General features: G+C 59.4%; 11 protein-coding genes and 1 pseudogene. 7 read left to right on the top strand and 5 right to left on the bottom strand.

Features of this window, described 5'->3' with window-relative positions; all coding sequences use genetic code 11:
- The first annotated feature begins 65 nt into the window (after nucleotides 1-65).
- Nucleotides 66-1,234 (top strand): IS3 family transposase gene (locus tag WDN46_17340; GenBank protein MEJ0095111.1). Its coding sequence is split into 2 segments (ribosomal slippage): nucleotides 66-330 and nucleotides 330-1,234, totalling 1,170 coding nucleotides; the frame shifts between segments, so codons are not numbered across the junction.
- A gap of 33 nt (nucleotides 1,235-1,267) precedes the next feature.
- On the opposite strand, the pseudogene WDN46_17335 reads toward WDN46_17340, so the two are convergent.
- Nucleotides 1,268-3,443: pseudogene (locus WDN46_17335) on the bottom strand (phosphoketolase family protein).
- Nucleotides 3,444-4,163: 720 nt separating this feature from the next.
- Here WDN46_17335 and WDN46_17330 point away from each other — a divergent pair.
- The 4 genes from WDN46_17330 to fabI are packed head-to-tail and all read left to right on the top strand — an operon-like array spanning nucleotide 4,164 to nucleotide 9,373.
- Entirely contained in the window at nucleotides 4,164-5,855 is a 1,692-nt protein-coding gene (locus WDN46_17330; GenBank protein ID MEJ0095110.1) for an alpha/beta fold hydrolase, read from the top strand.
- 50 nt (nucleotides 5,856-5,905) lie between these two features.
- Nucleotides 5,906-7,306: a bifunctional enoyl-CoA hydratase/phosphate acetyltransferase gene (locus WDN46_17325; protein ID MEJ0095109.1), complete on the top strand. Its 1,401-nt coding sequence runs from the start codon at nucleotides 5,906-5,908 to the stop codon at nucleotides 7,304-7,306.
- A 2-nt stretch (nucleotides 7,307-7,308) separates the two neighbouring features.
- Nucleotides 7,309-8,559, top strand: coding sequence for an acetate/propionate family kinase (locus WDN46_17320; protein MEJ0095108.1), 1,251 nt, complete (start codon nucleotides 7,309-7,311; stop codon nucleotides 8,557-8,559).
- A 13-nt stretch (nucleotides 8,560-8,572) separates the two neighbouring features.
- The gene (gene fabI / locus WDN46_17315; GenBank protein ID MEJ0095107.1) at nucleotides 8,573-9,373 is read left to right on the top strand and encodes an enoyl-ACP reductase FabI; all 801 of its coding nucleotides are present in this window, start codon (nucleotides 8,573-8,575) and stop codon (nucleotides 9,371-9,373) included.
- Between the two features lie 233 nt (nucleotides 9,374-9,606).
- Here fabI and WDN46_17310 read toward each other — a convergent pair whose 3' ends face one another.
- The 3 genes from WDN46_17310 to WDN46_17300 form a co-directional block, all read right to left on the bottom strand.
- Nucleotides 9,607-10,437, bottom strand: a complete 831-nt coding sequence (locus WDN46_17310; GenBank protein MEJ0095106.1) for a universal stress protein — start codon at nucleotides 10,435-10,437, stop codon at nucleotides 9,607-9,609.
- A 253-nt stretch (nucleotides 10,438-10,690) separates the two neighbouring features.
- Entirely contained in the window at nucleotides 10,691-11,320 is a 630-nt protein-coding gene (locus tag WDN46_17305; protein MEJ0095105.1) for an NAD(P)H-dependent oxidoreductase, read from the bottom strand.
- 127 nt (nucleotides 11,321-11,447) lie between these two features.
- Nucleotides 11,448-12,176, bottom strand: a complete 729-nt coding sequence (locus tag WDN46_17300; GenBank protein ID MEJ0095104.1) for a response regulator — start codon at nucleotides 12,174-12,176, stop codon at nucleotides 11,448-11,450.
- Between the two features lie 137 nt (nucleotides 12,177-12,313).
- Here WDN46_17300 and WDN46_17295 point away from each other — a divergent pair, with 137 nt between their 5' ends.
- Nucleotides 12,314-13,066: a helix-turn-helix domain-containing protein gene (locus WDN46_17295; GenBank protein MEJ0095103.1), complete on the top strand. Its 753-nt coding sequence runs from the start codon at nucleotides 12,314-12,316 to the stop codon at nucleotides 13,064-13,066.
- A gap of 22 nt (nucleotides 13,067-13,088) precedes the next feature.
- Entirely contained in the window at nucleotides 13,089-15,011 is a 1,923-nt protein-coding gene (locus tag WDN46_17290; protein MEJ0095102.1) for a PAS domain S-box protein, read from the top strand.
- 31 nt (nucleotides 15,012-15,042) lie between these two features.
- On the opposite strand, the gene WDN46_17285 is transcribed toward WDN46_17290, so the two are convergent.
- Entirely contained in the window at nucleotides 15,043-16,191 is a 1,149-nt protein-coding gene (locus WDN46_17285; protein ID MEJ0095101.1) for an ABC transporter permease, read from the bottom strand.
- Nucleotide 16,192: the final 1 nt, after the last annotated feature.

The raw sequence follows: 16,192 nt of genomic DNA, 5'->3' as shown, positions 1-16,192 counted from the left end.
GTCTGCCCCCTGAAAAGTGATCCTCCGTGAAGTATGGGCTTATGAGCCTGATGGAGGACTGCGCAATGCCGAGGAAAAGACACAAGGCGGAAGAGATCGTCGCGAAGCTACGGCAAGTCGAAGTGCTTAGCGCGCAAGGGCGACCGGTCGCGGAGGCGATCCGCTCGATAGGGGTGACGGAAGTTACATACTATCGATGGCGGTCGGAATACGGCGGCCTGAAGGGCGATCAGGTGAAGCGGCTGAAGGAGCTGGAGGCGGAGAATACGCGGCTCCGTCGAGCGGTGTCCGATTTGACGCTTGAGAAGCTGATCCTGAAAGAGGCTGCCTCGGGAAACTTCTGAGCTCCGCGCGTCGTCGCGCCTGCGTGGAGCATGTGATCGCCGAACATGGCGTTTCCGAGCGGTTCGCTTGCCGGGTTCTCGGTCAGCATCGCTCCACGCAGCGCAAGGTTCCGACCAAGCCCGATGACGAAGCGGCATTGATCGCCGACATCACGGCGCTCGCCATCCAGTACGGCCGCTATGGCTACCGCCGCATCACGGCGATGTTGTGGGAGCGAGGCTGGAAGGTCAACGTCAAACGGGTCGAGCGGATCTGGCGACGCGAGGGGCTGAAAGTTCCGGCCAGACAACCCAAGCGCGGGCGTCTCTGGCTCAATGACGGCTCGTGCGTCCGGCTGCGCCCGCAATGCCCCAACCACGTCTGGTCCTATGACTTCGTCGAGGACCGCACTCATGATGGCAGGAAATATCGCATGCTGAATATCATCGACGAATTTACCCGCGAATGCATCGCGATCAGGATTAACCGGCAGCTGAAGGCAGCGGACGTCATCGACGTTCTCTCGGACCTCTTCATCTTGCGAGGGGTTCCGATCCACATTCGTTCCGACAACGGCCCGGAGTTCATCGCCAAGGCGTTGCGTGACTGGATTGCCGCCGTCGGCGCGAAGACCGCCTACATCATGCCGGGCAGTCCCTGGGAGAACGGCTATTGCGAGAGCTTCAACTCGAAGCTGCGCGACGAGCTTTTGAATGGTGAAATCTTCTACACTCTCAAGGAGGCGAAGGTCGTCATTGAGCGATGGCGACGCCACTACAACACCGTGCGCCCGCACTCATCGCTGGGCTACAAGCCGCCAGCCCCGGAGACCCTGCAATGGCCGGCTTCGCAATCCGGACCAGCTTCGCCCGCCACGCCAGCAATAGCGCCAGGGCCGACAATGCACTAACATTCAAACTGGATCACCCCATGGGGGCAGGCCAGTCGTGCCTTCCTCCTCAAAACCGCGAACGTGCATTCCGGAATGGTTCGTGCGATTGTAGGTCAGGCGATGGATCAGGTGCGGATAGCCGTGAAAGGCAAAAATCACAGGCTTGTCGCATGTAAACACGCCATCGAAATCGCGATCGCTAAGGCCGTGCGGATGCTGGTCTCTGGGCTGCAACGTCATCAAATCGACGACGTTGACGACGCGAATCTTCAGATCGGGAAACGCCTTTCGTAAAAGGTCCACAGCGGCGAGCGTTTCAAGCGTCGGCACGTCCCCGGCGCAGGCCATCACCACGTCCGGTTCGGAGCCTTCGATTTCGGTGCCCGCCCATGTCCAGATGCCGATGCCGGCATCGCAATGCGTCGCGGCCTGCTGCATGGTCAGCCATTGTGGCGAAGGCTTTGCCGGCAACGATCACGTTGATGCGGTCGTAGGTCCGCAGGCAATGGTCGGTGATCCAGAGCAGGGTATTGGCGTCGGGCGGAAAATACACGCGGACGATATCGGCCTTCTTGTTGACGACAAGGTCGACGAAGCCGGGATCCTGGTGGCTGAAGCCGTTATGGTCCTGGCGCCAAACATGCGAGGTCAGCAGAATGTTGAGCGAGGCGATCGGGCGCCGCCAGGGCAGGCCACGCGAAACCTTCAACCACTTGGCGTGCTGGTTGAACATCGAATCCACGATGTGAACAAATGCCTCATAGCAGGAGAAGAAACCGTGCCGGCCGGTCAGCAGATATCCCTCGAGCCAGCCCTGGCAGAGATGCTCGCTCAGCACCTCCATCACGCGGCCGTCCTGGGCGAGATGGACGTCGTAGGATTGGATGCGCTCCATCCAGACCCGCTCGGTAACGTCGAACACTGCGTCGAGCCGGTTCGACGCGGTCTCGTCCGGTCCCATGATGCGGAAATTTCGCGCCTCGGCATTCAGCGATACGACCTCGCGGAGGAATTGCCCCATGACGCGCGTGGCTTCGGCTTCGACGCCGCCAGGGCTCGGCGCCTTCACGGCATAGGCGTGGAAATCCGGTAATTTGAGTTCGCGCTTCAGCAATCCGCCATTGGCATGTGGATTGGCGCCCATTCGCCGCTCGCCGGCTGGCGCGAGCGCCTGCAGGTCGTCGCGCAGTCGGCCGTTCTCATCGAAAAGATTTTCCGGCTGGTAGCTTCGCATCCAATGTTCGAGCAATTGCAGATGCTCTGGATTGCCGCGAGGGTTGGCGATCGGCACCTGATGGGCGCGCCAGAAGCCCTCGACTTTCAAGCCATCGACTTCTTTAGGACCGGTCCAGCCTTTGGGACTTCGCAGCACGATCATAGGCCATTTTGGGCGCTCGCTCGTCGTGCGTCCGTCTCGGGCCGCTTTCTGAATGGCGCCGATCTTGTCGAATGCGGCGTCCAGCGTCGCCGCCATCAGGCGGTGCATCGCGGCGGGATCGTCTCCCTCGACGAACAGCGGGTCGTGGCCATAGCCGAGAAACAGATTTCGCACCTCGTCGTCGCCCATCCGGCCGAGCACCGTCGGATTGGCGATCTTGTAGCCGTTGAGATGCAGTATCGGCAGTACGGCGCCGTCATGCGCCGGATTCAGGAATTTGTTGGAATGCCAGGAGGCGGCGAGGGGACCGGTTTCGGCCTCGCCGTCGCCGACAACGCAGGCGCAGATCAGATCGGGATTGTCGAATGCGGCGCCATAGGCATGCACCAGCGCGTAGCCGAGTTCGCCGCCCTCGTTGATCGAACCCGGCGTTTCCGGAGCAGCATGGCTCGGAATCCCGCCGGGAAACGAAAACTGGCGAAACAGCTTTTGAAGGCCGTCGGCATCGCGGCCGATATCGGGATAGATTTCGCTGTAAGCGCCCTCAAGATAGGTGTTCGCGACCATGCCTGGGCCGCCGTGGCCGGGGCCGCAGACATAGATGATATTGAGATCGCGCGCGCGGATGGCGCGGTTGAGATGGGCATAGACGAAATTGAGTCCGGGCGTGGTTCCCCAATGTCCAAGCAGCCGCGGCTTGATGTGTTCAGGCCGCAGCGGCTCGCGTAGAAGCGCGTTGTCGAGCAGGTATATCTGACCTACCGACAGATAATTGGCGGCGCGCCAATACCGATCAAGCAGTTCCAGATCGCAGGCCTTTAGGTCGGCATCGTGTGCGGTGAAAGGCATGCTGACGTCTCCGGAATAGGCGTGGGTAACGAAGTCGGGCGCAAATCGATCCGTTGTTGCTGTTACGGGAAGATAAACATCGATTATGCCGAGATGGCGTACGCTATATTGAGGTTGAGATGCGTCGATGGCGTAGCGCCTTGAACAGGCTGATCCATCGCTGCTTTTATTCACAATAGTCGAGGTATGCCCCTCTCCAGTCCGGCGGCGCGGGTTAACAGCGTCGCCGTGGCGATCAGCTCGCTCTTTTTGAGCCGCTCGCCGAGCGGTGCGGCTTGCCAATCGCTGCTGTCGATGAAAGCTCTTCAGGCGCTGGACCGGCAAGCACAGCGCGAGATGATTGCTAAATGCCCCCAACCTAGACAGAATTGGAGCACATTCCGCCGCAATAGTGTTTGACCTCCATCAATTATTTTGCGCGGCCGCGCCATCGCCATCTGAATTGATCCCAATCAAAGTTAGCCTGAAGGCTGTTGGATATGGTCGTTAGCAAGAAGCGGCATTCTTGCGAGCCGTAGCGCAAGACAGTTTTGTGAAGGTCAATCTTTTTAGGAGCGTTACATGGCGAATTCCTTTTCCGCAAAGACGCGCCCCCCCTTCGGCTTGGTGAATGAGGAGCCGGCAAATGAAGAGCCAAGGCTGCAGGATTCGCGGGGGGACGCCATACAGGAAAAATCCAGTTCGGACCCTGCGGCAGCTGCGGCGTTGCCGATTTCAAAGATGATTCCGACATCGGACCCGATTGACCGGCTCCTCCATGCGCGTCAGGCGCGCGTCACCGGATCACTGTCCCTTATATCCTTGACGCTCGCTTATCTCGATTGGGCGTTTCATCTGGCTAACGCGCCGGGTCGTCAGCTTCAACTGGCGGAGGAGGCGGGTCGCCAATGGGCGCGGTTGCTCGCGCCAAAACGCTGGACCACGCCCGTGCCCGGAGATCACCGCTTTCAAGACGTGGCCTGGTCGCGACCGCCCTTCAATATGATCAGTCAGGCGTTTTTGCTTACTGAAGAATGGTGGCGGGAGGCTGCCCTCGGACCGTCGGGAGTAGCGAAATCGCACGGCGACGTGGTCTCGTTTGGAGCCCGCCAGGCTTTGGATGCGTTCTCGCCGTCGAACTTTGCTTTGACAAATCCTGAGGTCTTGAGCGCGACCACGGCGCAGGGCGGATGGAACTTTATAAAGGGCTGGCGGAATTACGCAGAAGACCTTCAACGGGCCGCTAGCGGCCAGCCGCTCGATGAAATCAAGGGTTTCGTCGTCGGCGAGGATGTCGCCGTCACGCCGGGCAAAGTGGTGCTGCGCAATAAACTGATTGAGCTGATCCAATACACTCCGACCACGGAGCGCGTCCGTCCGGAGCCGATTCTCATCGTCCCAGCGTGGATCATGAAATACTACATTCTCGATCTGTCGCCGAATAACTCGCTGATCCGCTATTTGGTCTCGCAGGGTTACACCGTATTTTGCATTTCTTGGCGCAATCCCAAATCTGATCTGAGCGATATTACGCTCGATGATTATCGGCGCCTTGGGGTGATGGCTGCGCTCGACGCCGTCACCGCGATTTGCAGCGACGCCAAGGTGCATGCGTGTGGCTATTGCCTGGGCGGCACGCTGCTTTCCATCGCCGCGGCGGCGATGGGACGCGACGGCGACGAACGCCTCGCCACAGTGACATTGCTCGCTGCGCAGACCGATTTTACCGAAGCCGGCGAACTTCAGCTCTTTACCGACGAAAGCGAACTGGCGCTGCTCGACGACGTCATGTGGCGGCAGGGCTATCTCGACAGCACTCAGATGGCGGGCGCATTTCAGATGCTGCGATCGAACGAACTTATATGGTCGCGACTGATCAAGACATATCTTCTCGGCGAACGGGAGCAATCCTACGATCTGATGGCCTGGAACGCCGACGCAACGCGAATGCCGTTTTGCATGCATTCCGAATATCTACGCCGGATGTTCCTCCACAATGATCTGGCGGAGGGCCGGTATCTGGTCGACGGACGGCCTATCGCCATTCACGAAATTGTCGCACCGATCTTCGCCGTGAGCACTGAGACGGATCACGTCGCGCCCTGGCGTTCGGTCTATAAGATTCACCTCCTGGATCAGGGCGACATCACTTTTGTCCTCACCTCGGGCGGCCACAATGCCGGCATTGTAAGCGAGCCGGGCCATCCACATCGGCATTACCGCCTGGAACATCGGGCGGCGCATGCCGCCTACCTGGCGCCGGACGAATGGATGGCGTCTGCGGCGGCTCAGGAAGGCTCGTGGTGGCCCAAATGGACGGCATGGCTCGACGCCCGTTCCAGCGCGCCGATTCCGCCGCCGCCTCTCGCGCCAGCCGATAAAGGCTACGGAGCTATTGCGGATGCGCCTGGCGCCTATGTGCGTGAAAGCTGAGCGAGAGGAAAACCATCTTGGACGCCATCAAGCTTGCTGCTTCAGATGATATGATCGAAAATCGAACCTTCGACGAGATTGCCGTCGGCGACAGCGCTAGCCTATCGCGCACCATGACTCGACAGGATATCGAGCTCTTCGCCATTGTCTCGGGCGACGTTAACCCTGCGCATATGGACCCGGCCTATGCAGAGACCGATATGTTCCACAAGATTATCGCGCAAGGAATATTGGAAGCCGGTCTAATCTCCGCCGTCCTTGGCACCAAATTGCCCGGCCCCGGAACGATCTATCTCGGGCAGGATCTGCGCTTCCTCCATCCCGTCAGCATAGGCGATAAAATCACTGCGACTCTGAGAGTGACGGAAAAGCACCCGGACAAAGGAAATCTGGTCTTAGATTGCCGTTGCGCCAATCAGAATGGCGAACTTGTGATCAGCGGTACGGCCTATGTGCGGGCGCCAAGGGAAAAGGTGCGGCGTCCAAGAGTCGAACTGCCGGGCGTTCAGCTCAGCCGCCATGAACGCTTCCGCACCCTTCTGGCCGACGCAGCCGGCGGCGAGCCCCTGACGACCGCGGTCGCTCATCCCTGCGACGCTAACGCGCTTGGCGCAGCGGTTGAAGCGGCGCGGGCTGGTCTCATCGCGCCGATCCTGGTTGGGCCAAAGGCGAAGATCCTCAAAGCGGCGGAGGCCGCAAAGATTGATATCTCAGCGTTCCGGCTTGTCGACGCGCCTCACAGCGAGGCCTCTGCTGCGACGGCCGTTGCGCTTGTGAAGAATGGCGAGGCGGCGCTTTTGATGAAGGGCTCGCTTCACACAGATGAATTGCTTCACGCCGTGCTGGCCCCGGACAGCGGACTGCACACCGGCCGCAGGTTGAGCCATGTCTATCTGATGGACGCGCCAAGCTATCTGCGGCCCCTGCTGCTGACCGACGCCGCGGTGAACATCGCCCCCGATCTCGAGCAGAAGCGAGACATTGTGCAGAACGCCATCGATCTCGCCCTTGTCATGGGCATTGAGACGCCCCGCGTCGCCGTGCTCTCTGCGGTCGAGACCGTCAGTCCAAAGCTGCGCTCGACGCTCGACGCAGCGGCGCTCTGTAAAATGGCCGATCGCGGACAGATAACGGGGGGGCTGGTGGACGGGCCCCTTGCCTTCGACAATGCGGTGAGTCCGGCGGCGGCGGCCGCGAAAGGAATCGTCTCGGAGGTCGCTGGACGGGCCGATATACTCGTCGCGCCCGACCTCGAAGCCGGCAATATGTTGGCCAAGCAACTCATCTTCCTCGCGGGAGCCGACGCCGCCGGCGTCGTGCTCGGCGCGCGCGTACCCATCATTCTAACGAGTCGCGCTGATGGCGAGCGAACGCGCATGGCGTCCTGCGCCGTTGCTGTGCTGATTGCCCGCGCGCGGGCTGGCGCGCCGCAGCTCGCTGTGGGAGTTTAGCTTTGGCGGACACGATTCTAACGCTCAATGGGGGTTCGTCCAGCATCAAGTTTTCGCTTTTCGAAGTCGAGGGCTCGAACTCCCTAAGGCTCGCGTCGCATGGCGAGGTTGAGGGGATCGGCTCGGCGCCTCGTTTCGTTGCGTGCGATGTGGCGACCGCCCTGCTTGATGAGCGGAGCTGGTCCGACCCGAACAAGACCTACCGGTCGCTCGTAGAGCACGTGGTCGGATGGGCGGAGGCTCATCTCGGCGCAGACAAACTCATCGGCGTCGGTCATCGCGTGGTCCATGGCGGGCCCGATCACAATAGGCCGGAGCGGGCGACGCCAGAACTTTTGGCTGCCCTGGATCGCCTTACGCCGCTTGCGCCCTTGCACGAGCCCCACAATATCGCCCCGATCCGGGCGATCGCCGCCGTCCGCCCGATGCTGCCGCAGATTGCCTGTTTCGACACTGCTTTTCATCACGTGATGCCGGCGGTCGCGACGCGATTTGCGCTGCCGCCCGAATATGAAGCGTCGGGCGTACGCCGCTATGGCTTCCACGGCCTCTCCTATGAATATATCGCCGGGCGCTTGCGCGGTCTCGCGCCCGACCTGGCCGAGGGTCGCATTATCGCCGCCCATCTCGGCAATGGCGCAAGCCTGTGCGCCATGCGCCGGGGCTGCAGCGTCGACACTACAATGGGGTTCACCGCTCTCGACGGCTTGATGATGGGCACGCGCTGCGGAAATCTCGATCCCGGCGTCGTCCTCTATTTGGAGGAGGAGCGTGGACTGACCGCTAAGCAGATCGAGGACCTGCTTTATCGCCGATCAGGCCTACTCGGCGTTTCCGGCGGCATCGCCAGCGACATGCGCATCCTCCTTTCGAGCGCCGATCCCCGTGCGAGGGACGCGATTGAACTCTTCGTTTTCCGCATCGCGCGAGAGATCGGCGCGCTGACAAGCTCTCTCAATGGGCTCGACGGTCTCGTCTTCACCGCCGGCATCGGCGAGAACGCGCCGGCAATTCGCGCCATGGTTTGCGCGCGGCTCGGCTGGCTCGGCGTGAAGCTCGATTGCGACGCGAACGCCAGGAACGCCGCGATCATCAGCACGCCTTCGAGCAGCGTCGCTGTCCGAGTGATTCCGACCGATGAAGAAGCAATGATCGCCCGCCACACCCTCGATGCGATTAGACCGCCGGCGTCCGCCAGTTGTGGCGACGATGAGTGTTCCGCGCAGCTCGTCGCAGGAAAAATCTCTAGCTGAAAAGGATTCACTGATGGCTGATACTCAGCAAGCGGCGGATGCGCCGCCTCTCGTCGATCTTCGCGGTAAGCGCGGCCTCGTCGTCGGCATCGCCAACGAACATAGCATCGCAACCGGCTGCGCCGAGGTTTTTGCACGAGCCGGAGCGCGTCTCGCCGCAACCTATTTGAACGTCAAGGCCGAACCTTTCGTGCGCAGCGTTACCGATCGGCTTGGGTGCGAACTCGTGTTGCCGTGCGATGTCCAGGTTCCCGGTCAGCTAGAAGGAGTGTTCGATCGGATCCAGTCGGGCTGGGGCGGTCTCGACTTCCTGCTGCATTCCATAGCTTTCGCGCCGCGGGAGGACCTGCATGGGCGAGTGACGGACTGTTCCGTCGAAGGTTTCGACATTGCGATGAACGTCTCTTGTCATTCTTTCATTCGCATGGCTCGTCTTGCAGAACCATTGATGCCGAATGGCGGCTGCCTCCTCGCCGTGACTTTCTATGGCTCAGGCCGCGTGGTTGAGCACTATAATCTCATGGGCCCAGTTAAAGCGGCGTTAGAAAGCAGCATGCGCTATGTTGCGTCGGAGCTGGGAGCGAGGGGGATTCGCGCTCATGCAATTTCGCCAGGTCCGATTCGGACGCGCGCCGCGAGCGGAATCGACCGCTTCGACGAATTGCTCGAAGCCGCTGCGGCGCGTGCGCCAGAGCATCACCTGGTCGAGATTCAGGATGTCGGCAATTTAGCGGCATTCTTGGTCAGCGATGCGGCTCGCCGGATCACGGGTACGGTTATTCCCGTGGACGGCGGCGAACATTTGGCTGCATAGCCTCGCTTGCGAGGGTCAACCACAGCGTTGTGGGTCGTCGACGCCCAGTCGGGTCGGATCATCGCTCAAGGCGTCGAAACCATCGCGCCCACGAACCGGCCCGTCCGGAAATCAGCAAACGCCTGATTGGCCCGGTCCAGGGGATAGCGCGTCGTCTTTATTTGAACGGACCGCGCAATTTTTTCAGCACAATTGCGTACATTGCGCTCTCCAGCTCCGCATTCTCGTCGCCGTCAGTGCGATATGAGCGAGCATCGCTTCGGACGCAGCAGAAGATCGCGAGTCACGCCGCCGAGGATCCATTCGCGCAGACGGCTATGTCCATAGGCGCCCGCGATGACGATGTCAGTGGCCTGCTCCTCAATAATAGCGGCAAGCTGGATCGCGGTGTCGCCGGTTGAAGGCGCTGCGAGCGAATCCGCCATGACGTTGTGCCGCCTGAGCCAGCCAACGACATCCTTGAGACCAGCGCGAGCGGCATCGAGTTCTTCCTCGCTGGCAATCTCGAGGACGGTAACGTGAGCGATTTTCTTGAGCAACGGCAGGGCGCTGGAAATGGCGCGCCGCGTTTCGCAGCTGTCCTTCCAAGCAATTATGGCCTTATCCAATTTCAGCTCTTCCGCAGCGATGGGCGCGACGAGAACCGGCCGTCCGGCGTCCATGACGAAGTCGCTTATGTTTACGCTTTTAGTGGGGTCGAACAATGAGCCGCCTTGGTCCACGCCTGTAATAACTAAATCTGCGCCACGCGCTTCACGCGCCAGATAGCCTGTGAGGGGCTCAATCGTCACTGTCGAACGCCATTCTAGATCGGCGACACGACTCTGCAGCGCATTTCGAAACTCCAACTCGGCCGTCTTGATCTCTTTTTCGATTTCCTTGCGATCCCAGTCGATGAGACTTCCTGAGACATAGGCGTCAGCATATATGATCTGCATGGGCTGGCGCGCCGCGATGCCGATCACGCTGGCGCGAAATTGCTCTGCAAGATCAGCCGTGAGTTTCAAAAGTCCAGCGTTCGAACGGCCAACCTCTAAGTGCACCATCAAAGTCGCGTAGGTCATTAATCCTTCTCCACCAAGAATGCGCATCCACTAAATCGGCTTGGAGGTTAACCCGCGGCCTCACCGCTCGCTTTGATCGGCGTCAAAAGGCGGTCAGATCACGGACCAATACTCTACCGCAACGCGTTTTGCCGACGCTCCATGAACAAACCCGGACGCGGTCGGAATTGCCGTTCGGTACGGACCTGCACCTTCTTAAAGCCGACGTTGCGACGTGCGCGCCGGCCGCATCCTCGGATTAAATCCGACTGCGCTAGGGAACAACGTCTGGTTCCCGTGAAGAGGTCTGACGCCGCGGGAAATGCTGCCGTGCGCACGATTGAACGCGCTCCATGTGCCGTTCGGCAATTGCATTCGGGAGGTGCGGCGCAACCTCGTCGAAATGCAAATGCTCGAGCAGATCGAAACCCGCCGAGCGGAAAATATGCGTGTCTTGCAGAACCTCGACGGCATCCCACTTGCCGCTCTCGACCAGCAGCGGAAGCGGCGCCCCCGAAATAGTGATCAGAACGGATTTCTTTCCGGAAAGAAGTCCGCGCACGACGCCGTTGTTGGATTCATAGGCGAAGCCACGAGCGAAGACCCTGTCGATATACCCTTTCATCATCGCTGGCATCGACATCCACCAAAGCGGGTAGATGACGGTAAGGACATCCGCTGCGCGAATCTCATTCTGAGCCAGGGCCACATCAGCGCTAACTGGATGGTCGGCGCCGACAGGCGCAAGCTCGTGCGCCGCAAGAACGGGATTGAACCCCATGCGGTAGAGATCGTATGTCCTTTGATTGTGCCCGAGCCTCTCCAATTCTGCGGCATAGGCGTGCGCCAACCCCATGGTGAAGCTGTCTTCGGTAGGGTGAGCGACGACGATGAGATGTTTCATGTGATCCCCTTTGTCCAACGGCGGATATTGCGGCCCGCTACCGGCATGGGGCATTGATCTGTCTCAAGCCCAAGCGAAGGCTTAGTCGGCAAAGAGCAACCAAGCCGAAATTATGCTCATTCCTTCTTCACGAATCCGATTTTCCTGTGAAGACATAGCCAACGCCTCTGACTGATTTTATCAACGCAGGTTCCTTCGGATTGCGCTCGATCTTCTTTCGCAGCCGCGCGATCTGCGCATCTATCGTCCGGTCAAAGGCGTCAAAATTCCGGCTACGCGTTAGATCCATCAGCGCATCTCGCGTGAACACACGGCCCGGCTGTTTCGCGAGCACGGTTAGCATGTCGAATTCGCCGGTCGTCAGGACGATTTCCTCCCCGTCGGCCGCCACCAGCTGACGGCGGCCAAGGTCAAGACGCCAACCTTCGAATCGTATTACCTCGCCCCCCTCGGCGCCGGCTGGGGTCGCGGGCTGGCGGCGGCGCAGAATGGTTCTTAACCGCGCCAGCACCTCGCGAAGGTGAAACGGTTTGACGATATAATCATCGGCGCCAATTTCGAGGCCGACGATCCTGTCCACCACGTCATCTCTTCCCGTCAGCATAATGATAGGTATGTCCGAACTAGAGCGGATTTCGCGGGCGAGCACCAGGCCGTCCTCGTCTCCTGGCAGGACAAGATCGAGCAGGATGACGTCGACTGACGCTTTCTGCAGGCATTCCCTCATGGCGGGGCCGTCCGCGGCGGTGCTGACGCGATAGCCTTCCCCCTCAAAATAGCGGAGGAGCATCTGCCGAATCCGCGCGTCATCGTCGACCACGAGAATATGCTCGTTGCGTCTTCGGGGGTCAGCCATGTCCCAACCTCTGATCGCATCGATCCGCGCCGTCACAGTCCGTCACAATTTCGCGCAAACTGTCATAAGCGTATCGTCGCACCGTTACATGGACCCGCTTAACTCATGCTTGTCAATGCGACGAAAAGGGGTTTCCAATGTTCTCCCAAAGCGAGCAAGTAACCGAGGTCACAAAAGCATTCGTTCCCACAATATCGGCTCCCCCTGGCCTCGAGTCTTTGTTCAACCGGCAGCCGGTAGAGAAATTCGATGCCGGCGCCGGCATTCTTTGGGAAGGCGACGCCGCAACACACATCTTCGAAGTCGTGGAAGGCGTTCTTCGCGTTTTCAGGATATTGAGCGATGGTCGCCGGGTCATTACCGGCTTCCTATATCCCGGCGATATTCTTGGAGTCTCGCTCAAGGACCGTTATCTCTATAGCGCCGAAGCGGTGGTACGGACCAAGGTCCGCCGCATCGCCCGCAACCGTTTCCAAGAGGAGATGGCCCGTTCTCCCGAATTGCGTCCGCAGCTCTTTGCGCGGCTTTGCGACGAGATGGCCGCAGCCCAGGACCAGATGGTGCTCCTCGCCCGCAAGAACGCCGAAGAGCGAGTTTGCAGCCTTCTCCTTCGAATTGCGCGCCGGGCGCAGAACGGTCGCCAAATTGCGCCTGTTATCGAGATTCCTATGAGCCGTCTCGATATGGCTGACTATCTTGGTTTGACCATCGAAACCGTGTCGCGCACCATGTCCAAGTTGGCGAACCGCGGCATGATTGCGCCCGTCGGCCGCCATGGCCTCACGATCCGTAAGTTCGAGAAGCTCGCGCTCCTTGCGGGCGACGGCGATGAGGACGATAACCACGCAACCGGCTTCGACAGTAGGCAACAAGCCGTCTGGCCGAACTGATCATTGATGGGATTTGCGCCGCGTGACCGATGCGATAAAGCTTCAAATTACCGGGGAGCAAGGTCTCGATGAAATCGTGCGCATCCTCGACGGTGCAAGCGTGATAATTCATGGCCTTAACGGCGTCGTCAGCCACTGGACCAGCGGTTGCGAGCAACTCTATGGGTGGACCCGCGAAGAAGCGGTCGGGCGCGTTGCGCATGAGCTTCTTGAGACAGTCTTTTCGGAGCCGCTTGAAGAAATACGCTCTAAGGTGCGTAGCGGCGGAGTATGGACGGGCGAACTGACGCATCGGCACAAGGATGGTTACGCCGTCACGGTCGCCTGCCGTTGGGTCGGGTTGCTATCGGAAAGCCGACCAGGGCTGGTGATATTGCAGACCGACAGCGATATCAGCGATCTGAAGCACGTGCAGGACGATCTCGCGACGAGGGAAGCGCATTTACTGTCGATTCTCGACACTGTGCCGGAAGCCATGGTCGTGATCGACGAAAATGGCACGGTGACATCCTTCAGCGCCGCCGCTGAGCAGCTGTTCGGTTACGCCGGCGCCGAAGTTTGCGGCCAGAACGTCAGAATGCTGATGCCGACGCCGGACCGCGAGGCCCATGATGGCTATCTCTCGCATTATTTGAAGACCGGAGAGCGGCGCATCATTGGATATGGGCGGGTGGTGACGGGTCTGCAAAAAGACGGGACAAAGTTTGTGATGGAGCTGACGATCGGCGAGGCGATCACAAATGGCAAACGCATCTTCACCGGTTTTATCCGCGACCTGACGAGCCGCCATAAGATGGAGGAAGAACTGCGCCAGGCCCAGAAAATGGAAGCCGTGGGACAGTTAAGCGGCGGCATTGCGCATGATTTCAACAATCTATTAACCGTCGTCAGCGGCAATCTCGAGATGATGGAAAGGCGCCTGGAGGACAAGGAGCTTCGCATCCTGTTGCGCGAGGCGCAGGACGCAGCCGATGACGGCGCCAAGCTGACCGAGCAACTGCTGGCCTTCGGCAGGCGCCAGCCGCTCAATCCAAAGCTCGTCGATATAGGTCAGCTCCTCGCGAACTTCTCGGATCTATTGCGGCGAAGTCTTGGCGAGGCGATCGAGCTTCGCAGCATGGTGACGGGGGCTTCGCATAAGGCTGTGATCGATTCCTCCCAACTTCAGAACGCTTTGCTCAATCTCGCTCTTAATGCCCGAGACGCGATGCCGCGCGGCGGTCGCCTGACCGTCGAGATTTCCCGCACCTATCTCGATCTTGACTATGTCAAGATGTATCCGCAGGTGCGCACGGGGAACTATGTTCTTATTACCGTCACCGATACCGGCGCGGGCATGTCCGCCGATGTCAAGGAGCGCGCATTTGAGCCCTTCTTCACCACTAAACCGCAGGGTTCGGGGACTGGTCTTGGACTCAGCATGGTCTACGGTTTCGTCAAACAGTCCGGCGGCCATATCCAGCTCTATAGCGAGATCGGCCAAGGAACCAGCGTGCGGCTTTTCCTGCCTGCGGTCAGAAGCGAACCCATTGACGCGAAGACCAAAACTAGTGAAACGGACGAACCCGCCATTCTACCTCGCGGTTTCGAAAGCATCCTCGTTGCGGAGGATGATGCTCGCGTGCGCCGCGTCGCTGTCGCGAGACTGAAGGATGCAGGCTATCAAGTGATCGAAGCGGCCAGCGCCGCGGAAGCTCTTACCTTGATCATCGCACATCCGGAAGTCCGCCTCCTGTTCACAGATATCGTCATGCCGGGCGGTATGATGGGCGACGAGCTGGCGAAGAAAGTTCGGACGATCCGGCCGGATATCAAGATCCTGTTCACGTCAGGCTACGCCGAGCCGATCGTCGCCGGACGAGAATTGGCCGAAGCCGGGAGCTGGCTGAAAAAGCCCTACACGGCCAAGGAGCTGGCGGTCCGGCTTCGCGAGCTGCTCGACTGATGCCATGAGTAGGTTGTTCGGTAAATGCTTCTTAGCCTGCTTGGACGACGACTTTCCGGAAGCGAAGAAGAGCGAGAAGCAGGAAAAGGCCGCCGACGAACGCTACAAATAGGAAATCGGGCCACACCAGCGCAAAGCCTGCTCCGCGGAAAAGGATGGATTGTGCGAAAAGCACGAAATGCGTTGAGGGCGAAAACATCATGATCGTGCTCAAGAATTTTGGCATGGATTCGAGCGGTGTGTTGCTGCCGGACAGGATATTCATGGGCATCGCGACGAGAATATAAAGCAAGCCGAGCTGCGGCATTGACCGAGCGATCGTCGCTAGAAAAATTCCAACCGCGGTCGCAAAGAACAAATAGATCGCAACGCCGGCTGTGAACAAAGGCACCGAGCCGATGATAGGAATCCTAAGGAACTGTCGGACGACGATTTCGAGCGACAAGCCGGCTGCAATCGTGATCACGAGGCCGTTGGCCCAAATCTTGGACATAGCGATCTCAAAAGGCGTCACGGGCATAACGAGCAGATGGTCCATGGTGCCATGTTCGCGCTCGCGGATGACCGCTGCGCCCGCCAGAATGATTGCGAGCATGGTCACGTTGTTGACGATTCCCATAACGCTAGAGAACCAAGCGGTCGTGACATTCGGATTGAAATCCACGCGCACGGCGAGCGTGACCGGCGACATCGGAACGTTCTGCGAATGAGATAGAAATTGGCCTTCGTTGCGGGACACGAAATTATTAATCTCGGTGGTGAGGATCTGCTGGATATAGCCATAGCCCAGCCCCGCCTGCACCATAGCGGTCGCATCTACATTGACTTGGACCTCGGGACTTCGCCCTGCGAGGACGTCCTTTTCGAAGTTCGGCGGGATCACAATGACGAACGTATAGGCGGCTGTGTTCATCAGATGGTCGACGTCGCCGTTGTCGATTGGAACCGGCGCCTTGAAATAGGGCGGCAGAGAGACGGCGATCATCTGACGCGACAATTCTGACTTGTCTTCGTCCACGACGCCGACCGAGCCGTTATGCAATTCCTGCGTATTGCTGTGACCTTGCACATAGATCGCAAACGAGAACGTGTAGATCACAAGTCCAAGTAGTACAAAGTCCCGAAAAAAGCTCCGAAGCTCTTTCGTTCCTAGCCAAAAAATATTGCTAAAACTGCCCATC

Origin of the sequence: Methylocella sp., assembly GCA_037200525.1 — a bacterium.
GTDB lineage: Bacteria > Pseudomonadota > Alphaproteobacteria > Rhizobiales > Beijerinckiaceae > Methylocapsa.
This window is presented reverse-complemented; position numbering and strand designations above follow the sequence as displayed.